The following is a 23,472-nucleotide window of genomic DNA, read 5'->3' as shown; positions in this document are numbered from 1 at the left end:
AGGGCTTGCAGCGAACTTCAGAGACTTGTTCAAGCCTTATCCACAAGTTGCTGTTTCGTCTCAGATTTTGAGATTCGGTGAGGATTCACCGAGGTGAGCGCGGCGTGATCCTGATCTCACGCAATCCTGCGACGACTGACGAAGGACGGCCGGCCGGTCCAGAATGTCCGCATGTGCCTGCTCGCCGTCGCCTGGAATACCCACCCCCGCTGGCGCCTGGTCATGGCCGGCAACCGCGACGAGGCCCATGAGCGACCCACCGCCGCCCTGGCCCACTGGCCCGATCGGCCCGGCGTCCTGGCCGGCCGCGATCTGCGCTCGGGAGGCACCTGGGCGGGCGTCGATGCCTGCGGGCACATGACCGTGGTCACCAATGTCCGCGACCCGCGCATCGTCGTGCCCCAGGCGCCCTCCCGCGGCGCGCTGGCCGCGGATTTCCTCGGCGGCGGCCAATCCGCGGGCGATTACGCCGGCGCGGTCGAAGCCGGAGCCGGGGCCTATGCTCCCTTCAACCTGCTGGTTGCGGACACCAACGTCTGCGAATACGTCAGCAATTACCCGAATCCCCGCCGAATGCCGCTGGCCGACGGCATCCACGGCCTGTCCAACGGCGACCTCGACGAACCCTGGCCGAAGACCTTGCGGCTGATGCGGGTCATGTCCGACTGGGTGTCCAGCCGCCAGGACGAGGTGGACATGCTCTGGCGCGGCCTGGCCGACGAGCACTTGGCCGCCGACGGCGACCTGCCCGATACCGGCGTGGGCCTGGAACGCGAACGCCTGCTCTCGGCCGCCTTCATCCGCAATCCCGTCTACGGCACCCGCGCCAGCACCATCATCGCCCTCGACCACCAGGGCCACGGCTGGATCAGCGAGCGCCGCTTCGCCCCCGACGGCACCGTGCTGGGCGAAACCACCCTCAGCAACCGGCTCCCTCCGTAGGTAGCAACCGGCCTCACCACGATGCGAACGCATCGCCGGCCTTCTGCGGTTGATCCAGACCTCAGCGATGCAATGCGTGGATTGCCAGCCAATGGGCGAGACTCCACCAATGCCCACTGAGTCAGGGAGCGGATTCGCGCCAGCGGCGCGAACGGGAGTCCGGAGATACGAGCCTGGTGCCCGCGATGCGGATGCATCGTGGGGCTTCTGTTGATGCAAGCGTCAGCGCGGCGGCGGACGGGATAGTGATTGCCGGACGATGAGCCGGGTTCTGCCCGAAGTCCCCTGAGTCAAGGAGCGAATTCGCGCCGACGGCGCGAATGACGGGAAGGCCCAGCGCCTCTCAGAGCGATCTATCCAGAAACACAAAGCCCCCTGAGTCAGGGGGCGAATTCGCGCCAGCGGCGCGAATGACGGGGTATGGAAGTGCGCATCGGGGCCCGAAGTTCGCGCGGCGAACTTTGGGGTTTACTGGGCACAAGCCCAGTAAACATGAGGGCGGAGCCGGCCGATAAGCCGGGTTCTGTCGTGGACAGTCATTCCTCTAGGCGCAGCGTCACCGCTACGCTCAAGCAACCTACCCGGAAGCACCGCGGGCCGCGGCATTGCCTCCCTATTTGGTCTTGCTCCCGGTGGGGTTTGCCGTGCCGGTCCGTTGCCGGACTCGCGGTGCGCTCTTACCGCACCATTTCACCCTTGCCACGCGCTCCGGAGAGCCGTTCGGCGGTATCTTTCTGTTGCACTTTCCGTCGGCTCGCGCCGCCCAGGCGTTACCTGGCACCGTGCCCTGTGGAGCCCGGACTTTCCTCGGCATGCTTGCGCATGACGCGACTGTCTGGCCGGCTCCGCCGCGGCCATTGTCTCACGGCGCGCGCGCACGGTGCTGAACCAGGCGGTGTCGAACGTGCGCCTCAGTCCTTCTGTCCGTACAACGCCTTGCGCGGCGCGCCGGTGATCTCCGCCGCCAGCTTGGCGGCCGCCGAGGGCGGCAGGTGTGCGTTGAGCAGCGTGTAGACGCGACGGCCTTCGGCGATCTGGGCATCGGCATCCTCGCCGGCGCCCTGCACGATCACCACGAACTCGCCCTTGCGCTGGTTGTCGTCGGTTTCCACCCGCCGGTGCAGATCGGCCAGGTTGCCGTCCAGCACGGTCTCGAACAGTTTGGTCAGTTCGCGCGCGAGCACCGCCGGGCGCGCATCACCGAAAGCGGTACGCATGTCGGCCAGGGATTCGGCGATGCGATGAGACGACTCGTAGAAGACCAGCGTGCGCGATTCGCCCGCCAGCGCGGCGAGTTGATCGCGACGCGCCGAGGCCTTGGCCGGCAGGAATCCCTCGAACACGAACCGGTCGCTGGGCAGACCCGCCACGCTCAGCGCGGCGATCGCGGCACAGGCGCCCGGCACCGGACTGACCGGGATGCCGGCCGCGCGCGCGGCCCGCACCACCCGGTAGCCGGGATCGCTGACCAACGGCGTGCCGGCGTCGCTGACCAGCGCCAGCGACTCTCCCGCCTGCAGGCGCGCGACGATGCGCTGCGCGAGCGCGTCCTCGTTGTGCTCGTGCAGGGCGATCAGGGGCCGCTCGATGCCGAAATGGGCCAGCAACTGCCCGCTGCGGCGGGTGTCTTCGGCGCAGATGGCGGCGACCTGGCGGAAGGTGTCCAGCGCCCGGGGCGATAGGTCGGCGAGGTTGCCGATGGGCGTGGCGACGATGAACAGGGTTCCGGCGGGCATTCAGTGGGGATCCTTCGGCAGGGGTAGAATCGTAGCCGGTTCCTCCGCCCCGCCGTCGCCGATGCCTATGGAAATGCGCTTCGCAAGGATTCTCGCCCCGCTGCTGCTGGCCGTGCTGTTCGCCGGTTGCGCCACCACCCAGGTCAGCGGTCCGGCCACGCCGAAAGGCCAAGCGTCCGCCGCGATCGCCCGTGCGGCGGAACTGGCGCGGCAGGATGCCGTCCTCACCGGACAGGCCCGCGCCGACAATGCCCGCGAGATCGACCGCCTGTTGTCCGGGCTGGACGACGCCACCCTGTCGAAGGACGCCGCCGCCCTGCCGGCCGGCGATCCGCTGTACAAGTTCGCCGGCCGCGCGCTGCTGCGACGCGGGCTGGCGCTGCCGCGGCCGTTCGATCGCGATCAATGGCAGTTCGGCAACCGGCCGCCGGCCGAGCGCGACGGCTACCGGCCGCCGGTGAAGCTGGCCGTGCTGCTGCCGCTGTCCGGTGATCTGGCCACCGCCGCGCAACCGGTCCGCGACGGCCTGATGGCCGGCTACTACGGCGAAAGCCGGCGCCGGCCGGAAGTGCAGTTCTTCGACACCAGCGGCACCGCCGGCGGCGCGATCGCCGCCTATGGCCGCGCGGTCGCCGCCGGCGCCGATTTCGTGATCGGCCCGCTGGGCCGCGACGAGGTCAGCGCGCTGTTCCACGAGCCGGCGCTGAAGGTGCCCACCCTGGTGCTCAACCGCGGCAACGTGCCGCCGCCGACCGGCATGGCTGGCTTCTCGCTGACCCCGGAAGACGACGGCATCATGGCCGCCGAATACCTGCTCGAACGCGAGCGCCGCAACGTGCTGGTGATCGGTGGCGCCGACGACAACGGCCGGCGCGCGGCGCAGGCATTCGCCGAGCGCTTCAGCGAGCGCGGCGGCAAGGTCGCGGCCAACCTCAGCGTCGGCGATACGCCCGGCGATCTGTCGGCCGCGCTGGCATCCGCCGCGCAGGCGAACGTCGATGCGGTGTTCCTGGCGGTGAAGGGCGCGACCGCGCGCGTGCTCGCCCCGCAGCTGGCGCTGGCCGGGCTGGGCGGCAAGAGCCGGGTGGCGACCTCGCAACTGCTGTCCGGCACCGGCAAGACGCTGGACGACGTGGCGCTGGACGGCATCGTGTTCCCGACCGAAGCCTGGACCACCCGCGGCGTGCCCGGGCTGCCGCCGGCCGGCATGACCGGCGAGCGCCTGGCGACCGCGCGCGGTCCCGCCGCGCGCCTGTTCGCGTTCGGTTACGACGCCTGGCTGCTGACCGCCTATCTGGAGAAGCTGGCGACCGACACCAACGAAGGCCTGCGCGGTGCCACCGGCGTGCTGCGCCTGGATGGTTTCGGCAACATCCTGCGTTCGCCGGCCTGGTCGACCTTCCGCAGCGGCGCGGTGGTGCCCATCGCCGATGGCGGTTGATCGCCGCGCCCAGGGGGCGTTGGTGGAACAGGCCGCGCGTGATTTCCTGATCCGCGCCGGCCTTCGTCCGGTCGCCGCGAACGTGAACTACCGCGGCGGCGAACTGGATCTGGTGATGCGGGACGAGCGCACCGGTGAAACCACGCTGGTGTTCGTCGAGGTCCGGCATCGCCGCTCGGATGCCTTCGGCGGCGGTGCGGCCTCGGTGGACGCCGGCAAGCGGCGCCGCCTGATCGGGGCGGCGCTGCGCTTCCTGGCCGCCCATCCCCGCTACGCCGACCTGCCTTGTCGTTTCGACGTCGTCGACGCGCAGGGCGACCCGAAAGCGCCGCGGCTGAACTGGATTGCGGACGCGTTCCGCGCCGACGACGCGTAGGGTCCGGGCGCCGCGCCTCCCTTAGAATGGCGCGGTGACCACGCCCTTGCCCACCGCCCTCGATGCCGCGCTGAGCGACCTGCTCGGCGACGGCTGGCTCACCGACGCCGATGCCCGCCGACGCTATGGCGAGGACAATTCACGCCGCTACGCCCTCGCCGATGCGGTGGCGTTGCCCCGCACCCGCGAACAGGTCCAGGCCATCGTCCGCCTGTGCCGGGAGCATCGGGTGCCGATCGTCGCCCGCGGCAGCGGCACCAGCAGCACCGGCGCGGCGATTCCCTACGCGGGCGGTGTGGCGGTCTCGTTCGAGCGGATGAACCGGATCCTGCGCATCGAAGCCGGCGATCGCTACGCGGTGGTCGAGCCCGGCGTGCTCAACAGCGAGCTGCAGGCGGCGATCGCCGCGCACGGCCTGTTCTGGGCGCCGGATCCGGCCAGCGCCGACGTCGCCACCATTGGCGGCAACCTGGCCTGCAATGCCGGTGGACCACACGCGGTGAAGTACGGCGCCACCCGCGACAACGTGCTGGGCCTGCAGGCGGTCACCGGCACCGGCGATCTGATCGCCTGCGGCAGTGTCACCACCAAGGACGCGACCGGCTACGACCTCACCCATCTGCTGATCGGCAGCGAGGGCACGCTTGGCCTGATCGTGGAAGCGACCCTGCGCCTGCTGCCGAAGCCGCCGCGCCGCGCCAGCCTGCGCGCGCTGTACGGCGACGTCACCCAGGCCGCCGCCGCGGTGTCGCGGGTGATGGCGCAACCGGTGGCGCCGGCGATGCTGGAATTCATGGACCGCGCCTGCATCCGGCTGGCGCGCGAGGTGGGCGGCGCGGACATTCCCGACGCCGGCGCGCTGCTGATGATCGAGGTCGACGGCGAACACGAAACCCTGCCGCATGCGCTGGAAGCGGTGGCGGCGGCCGCCGCCGGCGAGGGCCTGATAGCGCTGGACGAGGCGCCGGACGAAGCCGCGCGCGAACGCCTGTGGTCCGCACGCAAATCGCTGTCGCCGGCCCTGCGCACGATCGCCGCCGGCAAGATCAACGAGGACGTGGTGGTGCCGGTCAGCCGCATCCCGGATCTGGTCGGCGGGGTCGAGAAGATGGCCGCCGGGTTCGATCTACCGATCGTCGCGTTCGGCCACGCCGGCAACGGCAACCTGCACGTCAACATCCTGTATGACCCACAGGATGCCGATCAGACAGCGCGCGCGCGGACCGCATTGCCGCGCCTGTTCGAACTGACGCTGTCGCTCGGCGGAACGCTTTCCGGCGAGCATGGCATCGGCGTGGCCAAGCGCGATTTCATGCCGCAGGCGTTCACGCCGGCGACGCTCGCGGCGATGCGCGCGATCAAGCAGGCGCTCGATCCCGATGGCATCCTCAACCCGGGCAAGGTCCTGCCGCCGTGAAGCGGCTGGGATGGCTGCTCCTGTTGCTGGGCGCATGCATCGCCCACGCCGCCGCGCAATCTCCCGGAAACGCGCCGACGGGACGCCCCACCCTGCGGGTCCTGCTGATCGGCAACAGCCTGGTCTATACCAACAATCTGCCCGGTCTGCTGCGCAGCCTGGCGCGCGCGCAGGACGCGGGCCCGCTGATCGAAACCGAAACCTACGTGATGCCGGGCGCGGAACTGGCCCAGCATTGGAAGAGCGGTACGGCGGCGAAGGCGCTTGGGCGCGGGCAGTGGGACTTCGTGATCCTGCAGGAACGCGGCGGCCTGCTTGCCTGCGCCGCCAGTCCCGCGCAGAAGGAGCAGGACACCTGCCGCAACAGCCTGCGTGCGCATCGCCGCTTCGCCGGGCTTGCGGAGCAGCGCGGCGCGCGCGTGCTGTTGCTGGGGACCTGGGGACCAGACACCAACTGGCAGGACAACCTGGATCGCGGCCTGCGCCAGGTCGCGCGCGAGACCGGCGCGACGCCGGTGATGGCCGGCACCCGTCTGCGTGCCTACGAGGCAACATCCGGCGGCAAGCCCAAGTCGCTGTTCACCGATGACAGCCTGCATCCTTCCCTGCCCGCGTCGCTGATCGTGGCGGCGGTGCTGTATCGGGAAATCACCGGCGCGTCGGCGAAGGCGGCAAATTTACGCCTGGATTTTCCGCTGTTGCCGCCGGGCACCCGCATGGGCGACAACCTGCCGCTGGAGCGCAACGAGGCGCTCAACGCGCTGGTCAGGCCGGTCACCTTGGGCGCGGGCGAACTGCCGCCGCTGCTGGAAGCCGCCCAGCCGGCGCACTGATCACGCTGCGGGAAGGGTCATCGTTTCGCCTGCATCCAATCCTCAAATGCAGGAGCGGCGGTGCTAGAAATGGGTGTATCCGGTCCGCCCGGGACGCCAGGGGTGCCCCGCTTCATCCAGCGCGCGCACGCCTTCGCCGTCGCCATCGACGATGCGGCCGATGCGGGTCAGCGGCAGATCGAGTTCGGTGGCGAGCATCGCCAGCCCATCCCGATGATCCGGCGACGCGGTAAAGCACAGTTCGTAATCATCGCCGCCACTGGCTTGCCAGGCGATGCGCGCCGACAGCGGATGAACGCCCAGCGCATCCGAGACCGGCAGTCGCGCCAGTTCGATCTCCGCGCCGACGCCGCTGGCCCGGCAGAGATGGCCGAGATCGGCCAGCAGGCCATCGGAAACATCCAGCGCGGCGTGCGCGATGCCCGCGAGGCGTTGGCCGAGTTGCACCCGCGGCGTGGGCCGGTCCAGGCGCGCGCGCAATGCCGAGGGCGGGTCCGGCCACGCGTGCAGCGCCGCCGCCGCGTCACCCAGCGTACCGCTGACCCAGACGTCATCGCCCACCCGGGCACCCTCACGGCGCAGCGCGCGCCCGGTCGCGACGAGGCCGATCGCGGTGACCGCGATTGCCAGTGGACCACGGGTGGTGTCGCCACCGACCAGCGCGACGCCGTGCGCCCGCGCCAACCCGAGGAAGCCGTCGAGGAAGCCATCCAGCCAGCCCGGATCGCTGGCGGGCAGCGACAGGGACAGCGTGCACCAGGCGGGTTCGGCACCCATCGCCGCCAGGTCGGACAGGTTGACGGCCAGCGACTTCCAGCCGATGTCGCTGGCCGTCGTGGATTCCGGAAAATGCACGCCGGCGTTGAGCGTGTCGGTGGTGACGACCAATTGGCGACCCGCGGGCGGCTGCAGCAGCGCGGCGTCGTCGCCGATGCCCAGTATCACGTCGTCGCGCAGGCCGACCCGCGCGCGGATATGGGCAATCAGATCGAATTCGCCAGTGTTCATGTCGTCCCGCGCGTCAGGCCATCAAACCGGCAGGCCGCCTCGTGGAAGCGGCGATACGCGCACCGTCCGCTCTCAGCGCGCCTTGGCGGAGGTTTCGGCCGGACGCCACGCCACCGCGGCGTGGTCCAGCACGCCATTGACGTAGGTGTGACCGTGTTCGGCGCCGAAACGCTTGGCGGTTTCGATGGCTTCGTTGAGCACCACCCGGTAGGGCACGTCGAGGCGATGCAGCAGTTCGTAGGCGGCGATGCGCAGTACCGCGCGCTCGATGGGATCGACTTCTTCCACCGTGCGGTCCAGGTACGGCGCCAGCGCCTCGTCCAGCTGCGCGCGGTGCTTCACCACGCCGCGCACCAGATCCTCGAAGTATTCGAGATCGGCGATCTCGTGCGCCTGCTCATGGGCGAACTGGGCGATCACCTGCCCGACCTCGCCACCCGACAGCTGCCACGCGTACAGCGCCTGCAGGGCGCGACGCCGCGCACGCGCGCGGGTCACGGGATCGACGCCATCTTTTCGGTACTGTCGGCTCACGGGTTCTCCAGCCTGAATTGGGTTACGGCAGCTGTTCCAGCAACTGCGCCATCTCGACGGCCGCCAGCGCGACCTCCTCGCCCTTGTTGCCATGGCTGCCGCCAGCACGCGCCTCGGCATCCTCGATGCGCTCGACCGCCAGCACGCCGTTGAGCACCGGCACGCCGAAATCCAGCTGCACCCGCATCAGGCCTTCCGCGCAGCGGTCGGCGACGTGTTCGTAATGGCGGGTGTCGCCGCGGATGACGCAGCCCAGCGCGATGATGCCGGCATGCGCGCTGCCCGCGGCCACGCGCGCGGCGGCGACCGGAATCTCCCATGCGCCGGGCACGCGGATGACGTCGATGGCGTCCTCGCCCACCCCGTTGCCGGCCAGGCTCTGGCGGGCGCCGGCCACCAGCACATCGGTGATGCGGGCGTTCCAGCGACTGGCGATGATCGCGAAGCGGGCGCCTTCGGGGGCGCGCAGGTCGCCTTCGTAGTGGGCCATGGGCAGGGTTCCTTGGGGGGTGGCAAGTTTAACAGGGCCGGCCCCGGACACCTGGGCCGGCCGGGTGCCGGGCGTCAGGGATCGACGTACTCGACCACGTCCAGGCCGAAGCCGGCCAGGCCGATCTGGCGACGCGGCGTGCCCAGCACGCGCAGGCGGCCCAGGCCCAGATCCGCGAGTATCTGGCTGCCGGCACCGTTGCGGCGCCATTCGGCCAGAACGCCGGCCCGGCTGGCCGGCGGCTCGGGGCACTCGCGGATGCGGTCGAGCAGGGCGTCCGGACTGGCGCTGTCACCCAGCAGTATCAGCGCGCCGCGTTCCTCGGCGGCGATGCGGCGGAGCACGTCGCCGATGGCCGGCCCGAAATCGGCGCGGCGCCAATGCAGCGCGTCGGCCAGCGGGTTCTGCATGTGCACCCGCACCAAGGTGGGTGTTTCGGCGTCGGCGGTCCCGCGCAGGAGGGCGAAATGCAGGCCGTGGCTGAGCCGGTCGCGGTAGGTGAACAGGCGGAACGGGCCATGCTCGGTCTGGATGTCGCGCTCGTCGACCCGCTCGACCGTGTGCTCGGTGCTCAGGCGATAGCGGATCAGATCCTCGATCGAACCCATCTTCAGGCCGTGCTCGCGGGCGAAGGCTTCCAGTTGCGGACGCCGCGCCATGCTGCCGTCCGCATTGAGCACTTCCACCAACACGCCGGCCGGTTCCAGCCCGGCCATCAGCGCCAGATCGCTGGCCGCCTCGGTGTGGCCGGCGCGATTGAGCACGCCGCCGGGCTGCGATGCGAGCGGGAAGATGTGACCCGGCTGGGCCAGATCCCGCGGCTTGGCGTCCGGGCGGACCGCGGTGCGCACGGTGTGCGCGCGATCGTAGGCGGAGATGCCGGTGGTCACGCCCTCGGCCGCCTCGATGCTGACGGTGAAGTTGGTGTGGTGCGGCGAGGTGTTGTCCTGGACCATCGGCGGCAGGCCGAGCTGGCGGCAGCGTTCGCGGGTCAGCGACAGGCAGACCAGGCCGCGCGCGTGGGTGACCATGAAATTGATGTCCGACGGCTTGACCAGTTCGGCGGCCATGATCAGATCGCCCTCGTTCTCGCGATCCTCGTCATCGACGATCACGACCATGCGGCCGTTGCGGATTTCTTCCAGCAGTTCTGGAATGGTGGCGAAGCTCATGCCGACACCTCCGCGTCGCGGGCGCCGAGCAGGCGCTCGACATAGCGCGCGACCAGATCGATTTCCAGGTTCACCGCATCGCCCACGCGGGTCTGCGCAAACGCGGTGTGCGAGACCGTGTGTGGAATCAGCGCGACCTCGAAGCCAACATCATCCACTTCGTTGACGGTCAGGCTGACGCCGTCGACGCAGATCGAGCCCTTCTTGGCGATGTAGCGCAGCAGGGCGGCGGGCGCGGAGAAGCGCCAGCGCTGCGCGCGCGCGTCCTCGCGGATGTCCAGCACCCGGCCCAGGCCATCGACATGGCCGCTGACCAGATGGCCGCCCAGGCGATCGGTGGGTCGCATCGCCCGCTCCAGGTTGACCGGCGCGCCCGGCGCCAGTCCGCCCAGGGTGGTCAGGGCGAGGGTTTCATTCGAAGCATCGGCCTGGAACGAGCCGGCGTCGAAATCGATCACGGTCAGGCAGACGCCATTGACCGCGATGCTTTCGCCCAATTGCACCTGTTCGAACGGCAGCGTGCCGACCCGCACGCTCAGGCGGACGTCGCCGCCCCGGCTTTCGGTTGTGGCCAGTGTGCCCAGGCCTTCGATGATGCCGGTGAACATCAGGGCACCTCCGGCAGACGCAGGCCCGGGACAGGCGCGGAAAGGAAATCGCGGCGCGCGGACGGACGCACGGCGCATGAGGAAGCAGCGGAATATCGGGACATGAAACGTTTCTCGCGGAAATGGAAAAGCGAAAAACGCCCCAAGGCATGAGGCAGGCGCAGGCCATCGCTCGCGCGACGCCCCGCGTTTGCCGTCTTCTTTCATCCGGACTGTAACCGTCGGCCCCGGCATTGGACCGGGTCTGCTGACCCTCCGGCGTGGCCGGAGGCGCTCGCGGGCTCGTGCTTGCGCACCTACCGCCGGTGGGGAGTTTCGCCCCGCCCTGAAGACGTCGTTGGTTTGCCGGCGAACCGGCGCGCGCATTGTAGCACCCCGCTCCGCGGGCTCCGGCTGAACACAGCGTCGCGCGCGGCGGCGCGGATCAACCGCGGAAGCTGCGGTCTTTCCGGATGTTCCTGGTCAGGATGCTCCCGGTCAGGCCGGCTTGCGCCGCAGATGCAGTACCAGCGGCCAGCGCATCCGCCGCACGCGCATGGGATCGCCCCAGGCGGCGGCCAGTTCGGGGCCGTGGATTTCAATGGCGTCGCGGCCGGTGGCGGCCAGGAAACACGCCGTCGCGGACAGGCTGGCGAAGTAGCCCAGCAGTTGCGGCAGGGTCCAGTCGGCGGTCAGCCACAGATCATCCGGCGCCGGCATGGCGTCGAACGGCCAGTCGTAGCCGGTGTAGCCGACGTCCACGTCGTTGCGCTCCGGCGGCCAGTACGGGTCGATGTCATCGCGCACGGCTTCGGCGACATCGGACAGATCGTCGGAGAAGACGATGTCCTGGTAGGTCCACGCGGCCAGCACGCCGCCGGGGGCGAGCACGCGCTCGCAACTGGCGAAGAAGGCGCGCCGATCGAACCAGTGCAGCGCCTGCGCCACCGCGATCAGTTCGACGCTGACATCGGCCAGTGAGGGGGTCTCGGCCAGCTCCACCGCCACCGTCACGTTGCCGACGGGTTCCCGCTGCGCCCAATGGCGCGCGATCTGCGCGGCGCTCGGATCGGTGGCATGGACGTGGGCGAAGCGACCGGCCAGGCCGCGGGTCGCCTGGCCGCTGCCACAGCCCGGTTCCCAGACCCGCGCGGCGGCCGGCACCACCGCCGCGATGGCGTCGTACAACGCGTCCGGATAGGTTGGGCGCGAACGGGCGTAGGTGTCGGCGAGCGCGGAGAAATGATCCTTGAAGGCAGCCATGATCGGAGCCGGCTCAGGCGGCGGGCGCGGGTTGCAGGAGGATGCGCTGATCCTGGCCAATCGCGCGCGCATCGACAATCTTCAGGTGGGCGCGCTCGGCCATGCTGTGGATGCCCAGCCCGGCAAACAGCGGTCGCGCCTGATCGCCCAGCAGCACCGGGGCGACGTAGAGCAGGACTTCATCGGCCAGGCCGGCGGCGATGAAGGCGCCGGCGAGGGTGGCGCCCGCCTCCACCTGGACTTCGTTGATGCCGCGCGCACCCAGCAGTTCCAGCACCGCACGCAGGTCGAAGTTGCTGCCGTCGGCCGGCGCCACCGCGCGCTGCGCGGCGATTTCGCGCGGCGGCTTGGCATCGGCGGTATGGATGTACAGGGTGGGCGCATCGCCTTCGCGGACCCGGCCGCGCGCGATCGTCGCCAGTCCCGGATCCAGCACCACCCGCAGCGGCGGCACGAACGGCGTGTCGTCCTCCAGCCGCACGGTGAGCGAGGGATCGTCGGCCAGCACGGTGCCGGCGCCGGTCAGGATCGCGCCGGCGCGGGCGCGCCAGCGCTGCACGTCCAGGCGCGAGGCATCGCCGCTGATCCACTTGGAATCGCCGTTGGCCATCGCCGTGCGCCCGTCCAGGCTGGTCGCCAGCTTGACCCGCACGAACGGCCGGCCCCGCTCGATGCGCGAAAGAAAACCACGATTGAGCTGGCGCGCCTGCGCTTCCAGCAGACCGGACTGCACCGTGACGCCGGCGGCGCGCAGCCTGTCGAAACCTGCGCCGTCGACCTGCGGGAACGGGTCCCGCATCGCCGCGACCACCCGGCTCACGCCCGCAGCGATCAGCGCATCGGCGCAAGGCCCGGTGCGACCGCTATGCGCGCAGGGTTCCAGGGTGACGTAGGCGGTAGCCCCCTTGGCGCGCTTACCGGCGGCCTGCAGGGCGAACACCTCGGCATGCGGCTCCCCGGCACGCTGGTGCCAGCCTTCCCCGACCACCTCATCGCCGTGGGCGATGACGCAACCCACCATCGGGTTGGGGCGCGTGGTGTAGGCGCCGCGTTCGGCCAGGCGCAGGGCCTGCGCCATCAGCGCGTGATCGGTGGCGGTGAAGGTGGCGGTATCGGTCATGCCGGGTTTTCCGTCGTTCGAAGGAGAGTCGCGGGGGGTGTCGGCAACGCTCCCGCGGCGCAATGGGCGGGCGCGATGCCCATGATGCTGATCGGCACGCCGTGCAGATCCGCGCGCTCCTCCAGTTCCCAGCCCAGAGTCGCATAGAAATCCTCGTGCCAGAGGGTGAACAGACGCAGCCGTTCCACCCCTTGCGCGGCCGCATGCGCCACCGCCGCCTCCACCAGGTGCTTGCCGCCGCCGCGTCCGCGCGCGTCCGGCGACACGAACAGGCTGGCCAGCCATGGGCCGCCGCGATCCTGCAATTCCGGCGCGTCTTCCAGCAGCAGGCTGACCGAACCCAGCAGGGTGTCGCCGTCCATCAGCACCAGCGTGGTGGGCAGGGAGTCGCGGCGCGTGTGGTCCTCCAGTTCGGCGGTGGCCGCCGGCAGGGTCCAGTCGTCATACAACTCACCCCATTCGGCATGGTGCCAGCGCGCCAGCGCGACCACGTGCTGCGGGTGGCGCCCGATCCAGTCGATGCGCATGGCTCAGCGCTTCTTGTGCTTGTCGAGGTTCTTGTCGAAGGGCACGACTTCACCGCCCAGCAGCGACAGCTGGCCGGCGCCGGCGGGCAGATCGCGCTCCAGCTTCTCGATTTCCTCGCGGAAGTCCGCCACGTCCTCGAAGCTGCGGTAGACCGAGGCGAAGCGGACATAGCCGACGTGATCCAGCTTGCGCAGCTCGTTCATCACGAACTCGCCGATCCGGCGCGACGGGATTTCGCGCTCGCCGCTCATGCGGATGCTGTGCACCACCGCGCGCACCGCCGCCTCGATCTGTTCTTCCGAGACCGGGCGCTTCTGCAGGGCGCGATCGAAACCGGCGCGCAGCTTGCGCGCGTCGAAGGCATCCCGGCGCCCATCGCTCTTGATGACCGCGGGCAGCTTGATTTCGATGTTCTCCAGCGTGCTGAAGCGCTCGCCGCAGGCCTCGCACTCACGCCGCCGACGGATCGTCGCGCCGTCTTCGGAGACGCGTGAATCGATGACGCGGGTATCGGTGTGCTGGCAGAAGGGGCAGTGCATCGGCTCTGGGGCTTTCCGCCGCAGGACGCGGCGGGCATGGACGGGAATCCCCGTCCGAGCGCCTGAGTGTACTGCCGGCGCCGCCTGCGGTCACGATCCGCCTGTGATCAGGGTGGCGGACGCGGCGGAACGACGGGAAACCGCCGGGACCGCGGAAAAACGGCGCCGCCGGGAGGACCGCCGCCATCGTCGCGACGGCGGCGGTTCCGGACCGGTCAGGCGGTCAGCCGTAGACCGGGAACTGGCGACACTGCAGGGTGACGTTCTCGCGCACGCCGGCGATGACCTTGTCGTCGTTGGGCGCGTCCAGCACGTCGCAGATCCAGTTGGCCAGGGCCACGCAGTCGGCTTCCTTGTAGCCGCGGGTGGTCACCGCGGGGGTGCCGATGCGCAGGCCGGAGGTGATGAAGGGCTTCTGCGGGTCGTTCGGCACGGCGTTCTTGTTGACCGTGATGTGGGCCTTGCCCAGCGCCTCCTCGGCCGCCTTGCCGGTGATCCCCTTGCCGATCATGTCGACCAGCATCAGGTGGTTCTGGGTGCCGCCGGACACGATCTTGTAGCCGCGCTGGATGATGGTCGCGGCCATCGCCTGCGCGTTCTTCACCACCTGTTGCTGGTAGGTGGTGAACTCCGGCTCCAGCGCTTCCTTGAAGGCCACCGCCTTGGCGGCGATGACGTGCATCAGCGGGCCGCCCTGGATGCCCGGGAACACGATGCTCTGCAGCTTCTTTTCGATCTCCTCGCCGGCGCCCTTGGCCAGGATGATGCCGCCGCGCGGGCCGCGCAGGGTCTTGTGGGTGGTCGAGGTGACCACGTGGGCGTGCGGCAGCGGATTCGGGTATACGCCGGCGGCAACCAGGCCGGCCACGTGCGCCATGTCCACGAACAGGTAGGCGCCGATCTTGTCGGCGATCGCGCGGAAGCGCGCCCAGTCGATGACCTGCGAATAGGCGGAGAAACCGGCCACGACCATCTTCGGCTTGTGCTCCAGCGCCAGCTTCTCGACTTCGTCGTAGTCGATCAGGCCCTGGTCGTTGACGCCGTACTGCACGGCGTTGAACAGCTTGCCCGAGGCGTTGACCTTGGCGCCGTGGGTCAGGTGGCCGCCGTGCGCCAGCGACATGCCCAGGATGGTGTCGCCCGGCTGCAGCAGGGCGAAATACACCGCCTGGTTGGCCTGCGAGCCCGAATGCGGCTGCACGTTGGCGTAGTCGGCGCCGAACAGCTGCTTGACCCGATCGATGGCCAGCTGCTCGGCGATGTCGACGTACTCGCAGCCGCCGTAGTAGCGCTTGCCCGGATAACCTTCGGCGTACTTGTTGGTGAGCACGCTGCCCTGGGCTTCCATCACCCGCGGGCTGGCGTAGTTCTCGCTGGCAATCAGCTCGACGTGGTCCTCCTGGCGGCGGGCCTCGGCGGCGATGGCCTGGGCGAGTTCGTCATCGAATCCGGCAATACGGGTGGTGCTGGGGAACATTCGCGGCCTCGGATGGGAAGCTGAAGAAAAGATGAGACCCGGCGGCGCCGGCGGACCGGCATTCAGGCGGTCGGGACAAGACTTGAAATATTAGCCCACGGGCGTATGGCGGCCAACCTCGAAAGGTGCCTCCGGGCCCGTTCTGCCCGACAATGGGCCAGTTTGACCCGCTTGCCCGACCCGCCAGCCCCCGGGCCGGCCGGTCTCCCCACCTGGATGCCCCTACCGTGAAATGGGTTTTTGTCTTCCTGTTCGTCGCCAGTGCCGTCTACGTGCACTTCCGCGGACGCGTGCGTCACCGGATTGGCCGGCAGCTGCTGGACCACTCGACCTTCATGGCGCCGATCAACGTGCTGATGTACGCCTGCTCGCGGGTGCCGACCACCCCGTTCCTGGACCCGGAACGGCATTTTCCCGAACTGGCGCCACTGCGGGCCCGCTGGCAGGACATCCGCGCCGAGGCGCGGCACCTGCGCGAAATGCAGCAGATCAAGGCCGCCGACGGCTATACCGATGTCGGTTTCAATTCGTTCTTCCGCCGTGGCTGGAAGCGCTTCTACCTGAAGTGGTACGACGACGCCCACCCCTCCGCGGCCGAACTCTGCCCCACGACCACGGCGCTGCTGCGCGAGCTGCCGGGGGTGAAGGCGGCCATGTTCACCGAACTGCCGCCGGGCAGCGAGCTGCGGCCGCACCGCGACCCCTATGCCGGCTCGCTGCGCCTGCACCTGGGCCTGGAAACCCCCAACGACGACGCCTGCTTCATCACCGTGGACGGCCAGCGCTACAGCTGGCGCGACGGGCAGTGGACGATGTTCGACGAGACCTACATCCACAGCGCACGCAACGACAGCCAGCAGAACCGGATCATCCTGTTCTGCGACATCGAACGGCCGATGAAGTACCGCTGGGCGGCCGCGCTCAACCGCTTCGTCGCCCGCAACCTGATCGCCGCCGGCGCCTCGCCGAACCAGGAAGGCGACAAGACCGGCGGTTTCAACCGGGCGTTCAAGTACTTCTACGCCCTGCGCCTGAAGAGCAAGGCCCTGCGCGAACGCAGCAAGGGGCTGTACTACACGCTCAAATATCTGGGCGTGGCGCTGGTGGTGGCGCTGATCATCTGGATCTGAGCCCCGGCCCCGCGCCGGAGCGGGCCCGGCCGGGCGCCGGCCGCGGATCCGGCCGGGTTCGGCCTGAACGGTGGACGCGAATGGGCCGTTCCGGCCCTTTCACGCTGGCAACGCGCCCCCACCCTGCGGGATAATCCCCATCTTCCCGCCCTGTCCCAGGCCATCCGGCCGGGCTCGGCGCGTCCCGGTTCCGGAGAGCCCCATGTCGCAATACATCTACACCATGAACGGTGTAAGCAAGATCGTCCCGCCCAAGCGCCAGATCATCAAGGACATCTCGCTGTCGTTCTTCCCCGGCGCCAAGATCGGCCTGCTGGGCCTCAATGGCGCCGGCAAGTCCACCGTGCTCAAGATCATGGCCGGCGTGGACACCGACTTCCAGGGCGAAGCGCGCCCGCAGCCGGGCATCAAGGTCGGCTACCTGGCGCAGGAGCCGGAGCTGGATCCGAACAAGACCGTGCGCGAAGCGGTCGAGGAAGGCGTCGGCGAAGTGCTGCAGGCCCAGGCCGCGCTGGACGCGGTGTATGCCGCCTACGCCGAGGAAGGCGCGGACTTCGACAAGCTGGCCGCCGAGCAGCAGCGCCTGGAGGCCATCCTGGCCGCCGGTGACGCGCACATGCTGGAACAGCAGCTGGAAGTGGCCGCCGACGCGCTGCGCCTGCCGCCGTGGGACGCCGTCGTCGGCAAGCTGTCCGGCGGCGAGAAGCGCCGCGTCGCGCTGTGCCGCCTGCTGCTGCAGAAGCCGGACATGCTGCTGCTCGACGAACCGACCAACCACCTCGACGCCGAATCGGTGGAGTGGCTGGAACAGTTCCTGGCCCGCTATACCGGCACCGTGGTGGCGGTCACCCACGATCGCTACTTCCTCGACAACGCCGCCGAATGGATTCTCGAACTCGACCGCGGCCGCGGCATTCCGTGGAAGGGCAACTACACCGACTGGCTGGTGCAGAAGGAAGAGCGCCTGAAGCAGGAAGAGAACCAGGAAAAGGCGCGCCAGAAGGCGATCGCCAAGGAACTGGAATGGTCGCGCCAGAACGCCAAGGGCGGCCGCTCCAAGGGCAAGGCGCGCCTGGCCCGCTTGGAGGAACTGCAGTCGGTCGATTACCAGAAGCGCAACGAGACCAACGAAATCTTCATCCCGCCGGGCGAACGCCTGGGCAACAGCGTCATCGAGTTCAAGAACGTCTCCAAGAAGTTCGGCGACCGCCTGCTGATCGACGACCTGAGCTTCCTGGTGCCGGCCGGCGCCATCGTCGGCATCATCGGCCCCAACGGCGCCGGCAAGTCGACCCTGTTCAAGATGATCACCGGCCAGGAAAAGCCCGATTCCGGCACCATCAACATCGGTCCCACCGTCAAGCTGGCCTACGTCGACCAGAGCCGCGACAAGCTGGAAGGCAACCACAACGTGTTCCAGGAAGTCTCCGGCGGCCTGGACATCCTCAACATCAACGGCGTGGAAATCCAGTCGCGCGCGTACATCGGCCGCTTCAACTTCAAGGGCCAGGACCAGCAGAAGCTGGTCGGCTCGCTGTCCGGTGGTGAACGCGGCCGCCTGCACATGGCCAAGACCCTGCTGCAGGGCGGCAACGTGCTGCTGCTCGACGAACCGTCCAACGACCTGGACATCGAAACCCTGCGCGCACTGGAAGACGCGTTGCTGGAGTTCCCCGGCAACACCTTCGTCATCTCGCACGATCGCTGGTTCCTGGATCGCATCGCCACCCACATCCTCGCCTTCGAAGGCGATTCGCACGTGGAGTTCTTCCAGGGCAACTACCGTGAGTACGAGGAAGACAAGAAGCGTCGCCTGGGTGCCGAGGGCGCGCAGCCGCACCGCCTGCGCTTCAAGGCGCTGAAGTGACGATTCGGGCCGTGGCCGGCGACGGCCACGGCCCCGTCGAATCGTCATCCCCGCGAAAGCGGGGATCCATTGCCTGCCGGCAGTAAATCCCGAAGGGCCGGATTCCCCCGAATCCGGCTCTTCTTTTTTCATCCGCCAGGCACGCCGCATCCACCGCGCGAACACGCGCCTGCGGTACCCTGCCCCCGGATGAAGAGGTCGCCTCCATGCCCATCGATCGCCTGTTCCGCCTGAGCGAGCACGGCACCACCGTCCGCACCGAGCTGCTGGCCGGCGCCACCACCTTCCTGACGATGTCCTACATCGTCTTCGTCAATCCGGAAATCCTTTCGACCACCGGCATGGACGCGGGCGCGGTGTTCGTCGCCACCTGCCTGGCGGCGGCGCTGGGATCGCTGATCATGGCGTTCGCGGCGAACTTCCCGGTCGGCATGGCGCCGGGCATGGGTCTGAACGCGTTCTTCGCCTTCACCGTGGTGGGCGCGGCCGGCCTGCCCTGGCAGCAGGCGCTGGCGGCGGTGTTCATCTCCGGCCTGGTGTTCCTGCTGCTCAGCCTGACCGGCGTGCGCGCCTGGCTGGTCGCCGGCATCCCGGCCTCGCTGCGCGCGGCGATCGTCGCCGGCATCGGCCTGTTCCTGGCCATCATCGCGCTGCAGAAATCGCAGGTGATCGTCGGCAACCCGGACACGCTGGTCGCGCTGGGCACGCTGCATTCGCACGAACCGCTGCTGGCACTCGGCGGCTTCCTGCTGATCGCGGTGCTGGAAGCGCGCGGCGTGCGCGGCGCGATCCTGATCGGCATCCTGGTGGTGACCGCATTCGCCGGCCTGCTCGGCTACGTGGACTACCAGGGCATCGTCGCCGCGCCGCCCAGCCTGGCCCCGACCTGGCTGCAACTGGATCTGCCCGGACTGCTGCACCGGGACGACGGCACGCCGGTGGCGGTGCTGCTGCAGGTGGTGCTGGTGTTCGTGCTGGTGGAAGTGTTCGACGCCACCGGCACGCTCTACGGGGTGGCCGGACGCGCCGGCCTGTTGAAACTGGCGGACGGGCAGAAGCGCTTCGGCCGCGCCCTGCTCGCCGACAGCGGCGCCATCATCGCCGGTTCGCTGCTGGGCACCAGCAGCACCACCGCCTACGCCGAGAGCGCCTCGGGCGTGCAGGTCGGCGGACGCACCGGCCTGACCGCGCTGGTGGTGGCCCTGCTGTTCCTGGTCGCCCTGCTGTTCTCGCCGCTGGCGGCGATGGTGCCGGGCTATGCGACGGCGCCCGCGCTGCTCTACGTGGCCGGCCTGATGCTGCGCGAGCTGGTCGACGTGGACTGGAGCGATCTGACCGAATCGGTGCCGGCCGCGTTGTGCGCGCTGGCGATGCCGTTCACCTACTCCATCGCCAACGGCCTCGCTTTCGGCTTCATCGCCTACGCCGCGCTCAAGCTCGGTACCGGCCGCTGGCGCGAGGTGCACCCGGCCGTGTGGCTGGTGGCCGGATTGTTCATCCTGCGCTACGCGCTGGGCTGAGTGCCGGATCCTGCCCTCAGTCGTCGCCCTGCAAACCGGGGAACAGGATCTCGGTATAGCCGAACTGACTGAAATCGCGGATGCGTGACGGATACAGCCGGCCGATCAGGTGATCGCATTCGTGCTGCACCACCCGCGCGTGGAAGCCTTCGGCTTCGCGATCAACCGGATTGCCCCGGGGATCGAAGCCGCGATAGCGGATCGCGCGATGGCGCGGCACCACGCCGCGCAATCCCGGCACCGACAGGCATCCTTCCCAGCCGTCCTCCATCTCGTCGGACAACGGCGCGATGACCGGGTTGAGCAGAATCGTGCGCGGCACCGGCGGTGCCTCCGGATAGCGATCACTGCTGTCGAAACCGAAGATGACCAGTTGCAGGTCCACCCCGATCTGGGGCGCGGCCAGACCCACGCCGCCGGCGGCGGCCATGGTCTGGAACATGTCGGCAATCAGCGCATGCAGTTCCGGCGTGTCGAAATGCTCCACCGGTCTTGCGACCTTCAGCAGTCGCGGATCGCCCATTTTCAGGATGGGATGGATCATGGGGTTTCCTCCGTTTCTTCCGGCAGTTCGAACACCTGCCGCAGATAGCGCACGTAACCTTCGTCCTCGCACATGCTCTTGCCGGGTGAGTCGCTCAGTTTGGCCACCGGCTGCCCGTTGCAGCGGATCATCTTGATGACGATCTGCAGGGGCGTCGGGCCCAGATCGTTGGTCAGGTTGGTGCCGATGCCGAAAGCCAGCCGGCAGCGGCCGCGGAAACGCGCGTGCAGGTGCAGCACCTTGTCCACGTCCAGGCCATCGCTGAACACCAGCGTCTTGGCGAGCGGATCGATGCGCATGCGTTCCAGGTGCGCGAGGATCGCCTCGCCCCAGGCGAACGGGTCGCCGGAATCGTGGCGCATGCCATCGAACAGCTTGCAGAAGTACAGATCGAAATCGCGCAGGAATGCCTTCAGGCCGACCACATCGGACAAGGCGATGCCGAGGTCGCCGCGATACTCCTTGGCCCAGACATCGAAGGCCACCGCCTGCGAATCGCGCAGGCGCGGCCCCAGCGCCTGGAAGGCCTGCAGCCACTCGTGCGCCATCGTGCCCAGCGGGGTCATGCCGTATTCGCGCGCGAAGAACACATTGCTGGTGCCGACGAACTGCGCACCCAGCCCGGTCCTGAGGATGGGCAGCACGCGCGCGTGCCAGTCCCGCGAATAGCGCCGGCGCGTGCCGTAGTCGGCGATGACGCAATCGTCGCCGCCTTCGCGCAGGCGAACGATCTTGGCTTCCAGCCTGCGCTCGCCCTCCCCTTCATCCGGACGCCCGGCATGACGGAACCAGACCTCGTTGATGATCGCCAGCAGCGGCACTTCGAACAGGATGGTGTGCAGCCAGGGACCTTCGATATCGAGTTCGATTTCCCCGGGTATCGCCCGCGAGGCCCGCAGCCGGATGTACTTCCGATCCAGGTGGAACAGGCCGAGGAAATCGACGAAGTCCGATTTGATGAAGCGCAGCCCGCGCAGGTAATCCAGTTCATCGGGCCGGAAGCGCAGCGTGCAGAGCGCGTCGACCCCGGCGGAGATTTCCTCGATATGGTCCGCCAGCGCGATGCCTGGCGTGCGGCACTTGAAACGGTACTGCACCTGCGCGGCCGGATAGTGATGCAGGACGGCCTGCATCATCGTGAACTTGTAGAGATCGGTGTCGAGCAGCGAGGTGATGATCATCGGGCCGGGCCGTGCGGAAGCCATGCCAGCATACTCCACGCGATCGTGGTGCCCTGGTCGCCCGGATGGCGTGGGTGGCGTCGTCGATGCCTCTCAGCGGCGGCGGAACAACAGCTTCAGCGCGACCATCGCGAAATGCGCCCAGATGGCCGCGAACACGCCAACACGAACCCCCAAGCCGCGCTGACCGGCTTCGAACTTGCCGAAGTAGCGCCACAGGCCGCGGTGCTTGTGCCACTCCACGAAGAATGGCCGCGCGCGGCTGGACACGCCGCGGATATGCACCACGCGCACGCCATTGGCAACCGCCACCCATGCGCCGGCCATGCGCGCGCGCCGGCACAGATCCAGATCCTCGGCATGCAGGCGATAGCCTTCGTCGAATCCCCCAATCCGGCGGAACAACGAACGCGGCATCACCATCAGCGCGCCGGACAAGGCCTCCAGCGGTTGCAGCGCCTGCGTATCGTCCACGTCCACGCCCAGGCGCGACGCCGCCCCGGGCGCGGTCAGCATGGCCGCGAAATCCGGGTCGCGACGACGCGCGGCGGTATCCCGCACCCCGGCTTCGTCCACCAGATCCGCGCCCAGCAGGGCTTCCCGGCCGGTGCCGATGGCCAGATCGCGCAGGCGGGCCAGGCTGTCCGGCTGCACCTGCAGATCCGGGTTCACGAACGCCAGCCACGGCGCCGAGGAATCGTCCGCGCCCTGGTTGCAGCCGACCGAGAAGCCGGGATTGTCCGGGTTGGCGACGAAGCGGACCCGCGGGTCCGCCAGCGCATGCCGCTGGACCACCTGGAGCGTGTCATCGCTGGAGGCATTGTCCACCACCCGGATTTCCGCGACGTCCCGCGCATCGCGCAGGCGCTGCAGGCAGTCGTCGATGGTGCTCGCGCTTTCGTAGGTAACGACGATCGCGGCGATAGCGCGCGAATCAGTCGAAGAGTTCACGTTGCGGCTCCGGCGCGCCGGCCTCCAGGTAAAGCGATGTCAGCTGTTCGCGCGGACCACGCACGGGATCCTCCATCAGGAAGTTCGCCAACCGCGAATGCCAGGCGGGCCAGCGCGCGTTGATGGCATCCATGTCGCCATCGCCGGGCAGTCCTTCGCCGCCGCGGGCGACGAAGGCGGTTTCGCACAGCGCGTTGCGCCAGCCCAGGCCGGACAGCCGCAACGAGAGATCGATCAGCGCCGCATACCACGACGCATAGCTGCTGGCATCCAGTCCGCCCGCGCGCTTGCGTGCACTGCCCCGGATGGCCACGGCATGGGCGATGCCCGCGGGGAGTTCCGGATGCATCGGCGGCATTGCCGCGCAGGCCTGCGCGGTGCGTTCGAAGTCCACCGGTGGCGGCGAAATCTCGCCCAGCCTGGGCCACGCGGCGGCTTCGCCCGCATTGCACCAGGGCGTGGCGGTGGCGATGGAGGCATCGCGCGCCAGGCAAGCAGCCAGCTGCTGCAGCCAGCCCGGCAGCGGCTGCGCGTCCGGCGCCAGCACCACCACGTCCGCATCGCCGCAGGCGCGCAGCATTTCCTCCAGGTGCGCGACTTCTCCGACCGGGCGCGGGCGTCGGGTGTAGTCGGCCTGCAGGCGCGTGCGCTGCAGCCAGCGCTCGATGATGGCCAATCCGCGCGGACCGGCCTGGGCGTCGTCGGCCAGCCAGATCCGCGTGCCGGCGGGTGTGCCGACATCCAATGAACCTAGACAAGTGTCCAGCGCATCGTCATCCGCGCCAATGGGCAGCAGGATGACGGGAAGGGACACTG

General features: G+C 69.0%; 22 protein-coding genes, 1 other RNA gene, 1 pseudogene and 1 riboswitch. Of the genes and pseudogenes, 8 read left to right on the top strand and 16 right to left on the bottom strand.

The features are described from left to right. Nucleotides 1-171: 171 nt before the first annotated feature. Nucleotides 172-942, top strand: a complete 771-nt coding sequence (locus AC3DE2_RS12595; RefSeq protein ID WP_295379909.1) for an NRDE family protein — start codon at nucleotides 172-174, stop codon at nucleotides 940-942. Nucleotides 943-1,438: 496 nt separating this feature from the next. On the opposite strand, the gene rnpB is transcribed toward AC3DE2_RS12595, so the two are convergent. Together rnpB and rsmI are read right to left on the bottom strand one after the other, a co-directional pair. Beyond that, an RNA gene (gene rnpB, locus AC3DE2_RS12590) (RNase P RNA component class A) lies at nucleotides 1,439-1,789 on the bottom strand. A gap of 64 nt (nucleotides 1,790-1,853) precedes the next feature. After that, the gene (gene rsmI / locus AC3DE2_RS12585; protein ID WP_488426446.1) at nucleotides 1,854-2,678 is read right to left on the bottom strand and encodes a 16S rRNA (cytidine(1402)-2'-O)-methyltransferase; all 825 of its coding nucleotides are present in this window, start codon (nucleotides 2,676-2,678) and stop codon (nucleotides 1,854-1,856) included. A gap of 193 nt (nucleotides 2,679-2,871) precedes the next feature. Between rsmI and AC3DE2_RS12580 the strand changes: the two are divergent. The 4 genes and pseudogenes from AC3DE2_RS12580 to AC3DE2_RS12565 all read left to right on the top strand — a co-directional run. Then, nucleotides 2,872-4,119: pseudogene (locus tag AC3DE2_RS12580) on the top strand (penicillin-binding protein activator); the annotation flags it as partial. Beyond that, nucleotides 4,109-4,495, top strand: coding sequence for a YraN family protein (locus AC3DE2_RS12575; protein WP_295381706.1), 387 nt, complete (start codon nucleotides 4,109-4,111; stop codon nucleotides 4,493-4,495). The pseudogene AC3DE2_RS12580 and the gene AC3DE2_RS12575, both read left to right, overlap by 11 nt. Nucleotides 4,496-4,529: 34 nt before the next feature. Beyond that, nucleotides 4,530-5,912, top strand: a complete 1,383-nt coding sequence (locus AC3DE2_RS12570; RefSeq protein WP_295381708.1) for an FAD-binding oxidoreductase — start codon at nucleotides 4,530-4,532, stop codon at nucleotides 5,910-5,912. Next, nucleotides 5,909-6,745 carry a hypothetical protein gene (locus AC3DE2_RS12565; protein WP_295381711.1) on the top strand — a complete coding sequence of 279 codons (837 nt, stop codon included), beginning with the start codon at nucleotides 5,909-5,911 and terminating at the stop codon, nucleotides 6,743-6,745. The genes AC3DE2_RS12570 and AC3DE2_RS12565 overlap by 4 nt, the downstream gene beginning before the upstream one ends. 63 nt (nucleotides 6,746-6,808) lie before the next feature. On the opposite strand, the gene thiL is transcribed toward AC3DE2_RS12565, so the two are convergent. The 10 genes from thiL to glyA all read right to left on the bottom strand — a co-directional run bounded on the left by thiL (nucleotide 6,809) and on the right by glyA (nucleotide 15,463). Continuing rightward, nucleotides 6,809-7,753 (bottom strand): thiamine-phosphate kinase, encoded by a 945-nt coding sequence (gene thiL, locus AC3DE2_RS12560; RefSeq protein ID WP_295381713.1) that lies wholly within the window; start codon nucleotides 7,751-7,753, stop codon nucleotides 6,809-6,811. A 72-nt stretch (nucleotides 7,754-7,825) separates the two neighbouring features. Next, the gene (nusB, locus tag AC3DE2_RS12555; protein WP_249888679.1) at nucleotides 7,826-8,287 is read right to left on the bottom strand and encodes a transcription antitermination factor NusB; all 462 of its coding nucleotides are present in this window, start codon (nucleotides 8,285-8,287) and stop codon (nucleotides 7,826-7,828) included. A 22-nt stretch (nucleotides 8,288-8,309) separates the two neighbouring features. Then, nucleotides 8,310-8,777: a 6,7-dimethyl-8-ribityllumazine synthase gene (gene ribH, locus AC3DE2_RS12550; RefSeq protein WP_295381719.1), complete on the bottom strand. Its 468-nt coding sequence runs from the start codon at nucleotides 8,775-8,777 to the stop codon at nucleotides 8,310-8,312. 74 nt (nucleotides 8,778-8,851) lie between these two features. Further along, a complete protein-coding gene (gene ribB, locus AC3DE2_RS12545; RefSeq protein WP_295381726.1) occupies nucleotides 8,852-9,949 on the bottom strand; it encodes a 3,4-dihydroxy-2-butanone-4-phosphate synthase in 1,098 nt (365 codons plus the stop codon). Further along, nucleotides 9,946-10,557: a riboflavin synthase gene (locus AC3DE2_RS12540; RefSeq protein WP_295381738.1), complete on the bottom strand. Its 612-nt coding sequence runs from the start codon at nucleotides 10,555-10,557 to the stop codon at nucleotides 9,946-9,948. The genes ribB and AC3DE2_RS12540 overlap by 4 nt, the downstream gene beginning before the upstream one ends. A gap of 191 nt (nucleotides 10,558-10,748) precedes the next feature. Then, nucleotides 10,749-10,894: riboswitch (FMN riboswitch) on the bottom strand. A gap of 140 nt (nucleotides 10,895-11,034) precedes the next feature. Next, the gene (locus AC3DE2_RS12535; RefSeq protein WP_295381750.1) at nucleotides 11,035-11,799 is read right to left on the bottom strand and encodes a class I SAM-dependent methyltransferase; all 765 of its coding nucleotides are present in this window, start codon (nucleotides 11,797-11,799) and stop codon (nucleotides 11,035-11,037) included. 13 nt (nucleotides 11,800-11,812) lie between these two features. Next, nucleotides 11,813-12,919 (bottom strand): bifunctional diaminohydroxyphosphoribosylaminopyrimidine deaminase/5-amino-6-(5-phosphoribosylamino)uracil reductase RibD, encoded by a 1,107-nt coding sequence (ribD, locus tag AC3DE2_RS12530; protein WP_488426444.1) that lies wholly within the window; start codon nucleotides 12,917-12,919, stop codon nucleotides 11,813-11,815. Next, nucleotides 12,916-13,446, bottom strand: a complete 531-nt coding sequence (locus AC3DE2_RS12525; RefSeq protein ID WP_295381766.1) for a GNAT family N-acetyltransferase — start codon at nucleotides 13,444-13,446, stop codon at nucleotides 12,916-12,918. The genes ribD and AC3DE2_RS12525 overlap by 4 nt, the downstream gene beginning before the upstream one ends. Nucleotides 13,447-13,449: 3 nt before the next feature. Beyond that, entirely contained in the window at nucleotides 13,450-13,986 is a 537-nt protein-coding gene (gene nrdR, locus AC3DE2_RS12520; RefSeq protein WP_183639066.1) for a transcriptional regulator NrdR, read from the bottom strand. A 223-nt stretch (nucleotides 13,987-14,209) separates the two neighbouring features. Beyond that, nucleotides 14,210-15,463 (bottom strand): serine hydroxymethyltransferase, encoded by a 1,254-nt coding sequence (gene glyA / locus AC3DE2_RS12515; protein ID WP_488426443.1) that lies wholly within the window; start codon nucleotides 15,461-15,463, stop codon nucleotides 14,210-14,212. Between the two features lie 227 nt (nucleotides 15,464-15,690). Here glyA and lpxO point away from each other — a divergent pair, with 227 nt between their 5' ends. From lpxO to AC3DE2_RS12500, 3 genes are all read left to right on the top strand, one after another. Next, complete coding sequence (gene lpxO / locus AC3DE2_RS12510; protein WP_295381778.1) at nucleotides 15,691-16,593, top strand: lipid A hydroxylase LpxO; 903 nt, start codon at nucleotides 15,691-15,693, stop codon at nucleotides 16,591-16,593. Nucleotides 16,594-16,795: 202 nt separating this feature from the next. After that, nucleotides 16,796-18,460, top strand: a complete 1,665-nt coding sequence (gene ettA / locus AC3DE2_RS12505; RefSeq protein WP_440471273.1) for an energy-dependent translational throttle protein EttA — start codon at nucleotides 16,796-16,798, stop codon at nucleotides 18,458-18,460. A gap of 206 nt (nucleotides 18,461-18,666) precedes the next feature. Further along, entirely contained in the window at nucleotides 18,667-19,980 is a 1,314-nt protein-coding gene (locus AC3DE2_RS12500) for an NCS2 family permease (RefSeq protein WP_488426441.1), read from the top strand. Nucleotides 19,981-19,996: 16 nt separating this feature from the next. Here the strand turns inward: AC3DE2_RS12500 and def are convergent, their stop codons facing one another. The 4 genes from def to AC3DE2_RS12480 all read right to left on the bottom strand — a co-directional run bounded on the left by def (nucleotide 19,997) and on the right by AC3DE2_RS12480 (nucleotide 23,470). After that, nucleotides 19,997-20,524 (bottom strand): peptide deformylase, encoded by a 528-nt coding sequence (gene def, locus AC3DE2_RS12495; protein WP_488426440.1) that lies wholly within the window; start codon nucleotides 20,522-20,524, stop codon nucleotides 19,997-19,999. After that, the gene (gene pncB / locus AC3DE2_RS12490; RefSeq protein ID WP_488426513.1) at nucleotides 20,521-21,705 is read right to left on the bottom strand and encodes a nicotinate phosphoribosyltransferase; all 1,185 of its coding nucleotides are present in this window, start codon (nucleotides 21,703-21,705) and stop codon (nucleotides 20,521-20,523) included. Before pncB ends, def begins: the two co-directional genes overlap by 4 nt. Before the next feature lie 93 nt (nucleotides 21,706-21,798). Further along, a complete protein-coding gene (locus AC3DE2_RS12485; protein ID WP_488426439.1) occupies nucleotides 21,799-22,656 on the bottom strand; it encodes a glycosyltransferase family 2 protein in 858 nt (285 codons plus the stop codon). Continuing rightward, the gene (locus AC3DE2_RS12480; RefSeq protein WP_488426511.1) at nucleotides 22,640-23,470 is read right to left on the bottom strand and encodes a glycosyltransferase family 2 protein; all 831 of its coding nucleotides are present in this window, start codon (nucleotides 23,468-23,470) and stop codon (nucleotides 22,640-22,642) included. Before AC3DE2_RS12480 ends, AC3DE2_RS12485 begins: the two co-directional genes overlap by 17 nt. Nucleotides 23,471-23,472: the final 2 nt, after the last annotated feature.

This window comes from Pseudoxanthomonas sp. 68-E7 (genome assembly GCF_057773145.1).
The sequence above is the reverse complement of the archived record's forward strand: the minus strand, read 5'-3'. Positions and strand labels throughout refer to the sequence as shown.

What these genes read in the sequence shown, in the direction of transcription:
- rsmI (WP_488426446.1), bottom strand. Translation starts at nt 2,678, where the DNA reads ATGCCCGCCGGAACCCTGTTCATCGTCGCCACGCCCATCGGCAACCTC.
- ribH (WP_295381719.1), bottom strand. Translation starts at nt 8,777, where the DNA reads ATGGCCCACTACGAAGGCGACCTGCGCGCCCCCGAAGGCGCCCGCTTC.
- AC3DE2_RS12500 (WP_488426441.1), top strand. Translation starts at nt 18,667, where the DNA reads ATGCCCATCGATCGCCTGTTCCGCCTGAGCGAGCACGGCACCACCGTC.
- AC3DE2_RS12525 (WP_295381766.1), bottom strand. Translation starts at nt 13,446, where the DNA reads ATGCGCATCGACTGGATCGGGCGCCACCCGCAGCACGTGGTCGCGCTG.
- ettA (WP_440471273.1), top strand. Translation starts at nt 16,796, where the DNA reads ATGTCGCAATACATCTACACCATGAACGGTGTAAGCAAGATCGTCCCG.
- pncB (WP_488426513.1), bottom strand. Translation starts at nt 21,705, where the DNA reads ATGATCATCACCTCGCTGCTCGACACCGATCTCTACAAGTTCACGATG.
- def (WP_488426440.1), bottom strand. Translation starts at nt 20,524, where the DNA reads ATGATCCATCCCATCCTGAAAATGGGCGATCCGCGACTGCTGAAGGTC.
- AC3DE2_RS12535 (WP_295381750.1), bottom strand. Translation starts at nt 11,799, where the DNA reads ATGGCTGCCTTCAAGGATCATTTCTCCGCGCTCGCCGACACCTACGCC.
- ribD (WP_488426444.1), bottom strand. Translation starts at nt 12,919, where the DNA reads ATGACCGATACCGCCACCTTCACCGCCACCGATCACGCGCTGATGGCG.
- nrdR (WP_183639066.1), bottom strand. Translation starts at nt 13,986, where the DNA reads ATGCACTGCCCCTTCTGCCAGCACACCGATACCCGCGTCATCGATTCA.
- glyA (WP_488426443.1), bottom strand. Translation starts at nt 15,463, where the DNA reads ATGTTCCCCAGCACCACCCGTATTGCCGGATTCGATGACGAACTCGCC.
- AC3DE2_RS12575 (WP_295381706.1), top strand. Translation starts at nt 4,109, where the DNA reads ATGGCGGTTGATCGCCGCGCCCAGGGGGCGTTGGTGGAACAGGCCGCG.
- thiL (WP_295381713.1), bottom strand. Translation starts at nt 7,753, where the DNA reads ATGAACACTGGCGAATTCGATCTGATTGCCCATATCCGCGCGCGGGTC.
- AC3DE2_RS12595 (WP_295379909.1), top strand. Translation starts at nt 172, where the DNA reads ATGTGCCTGCTCGCCGTCGCCTGGAATACCCACCCCCGCTGGCGCCTG.
- ribB (WP_295381726.1), bottom strand. Translation starts at nt 9,949, where the DNA reads ATGAGCTTCGCCACCATTCCAGAACTGCTGGAAGAAATCCGCAACGGC.
- AC3DE2_RS12540 (WP_295381738.1), bottom strand. Translation starts at nt 10,557, where the DNA reads ATGTTCACCGGCATCATCGAAGGCCTGGGCACACTGGCCACAACCGAA.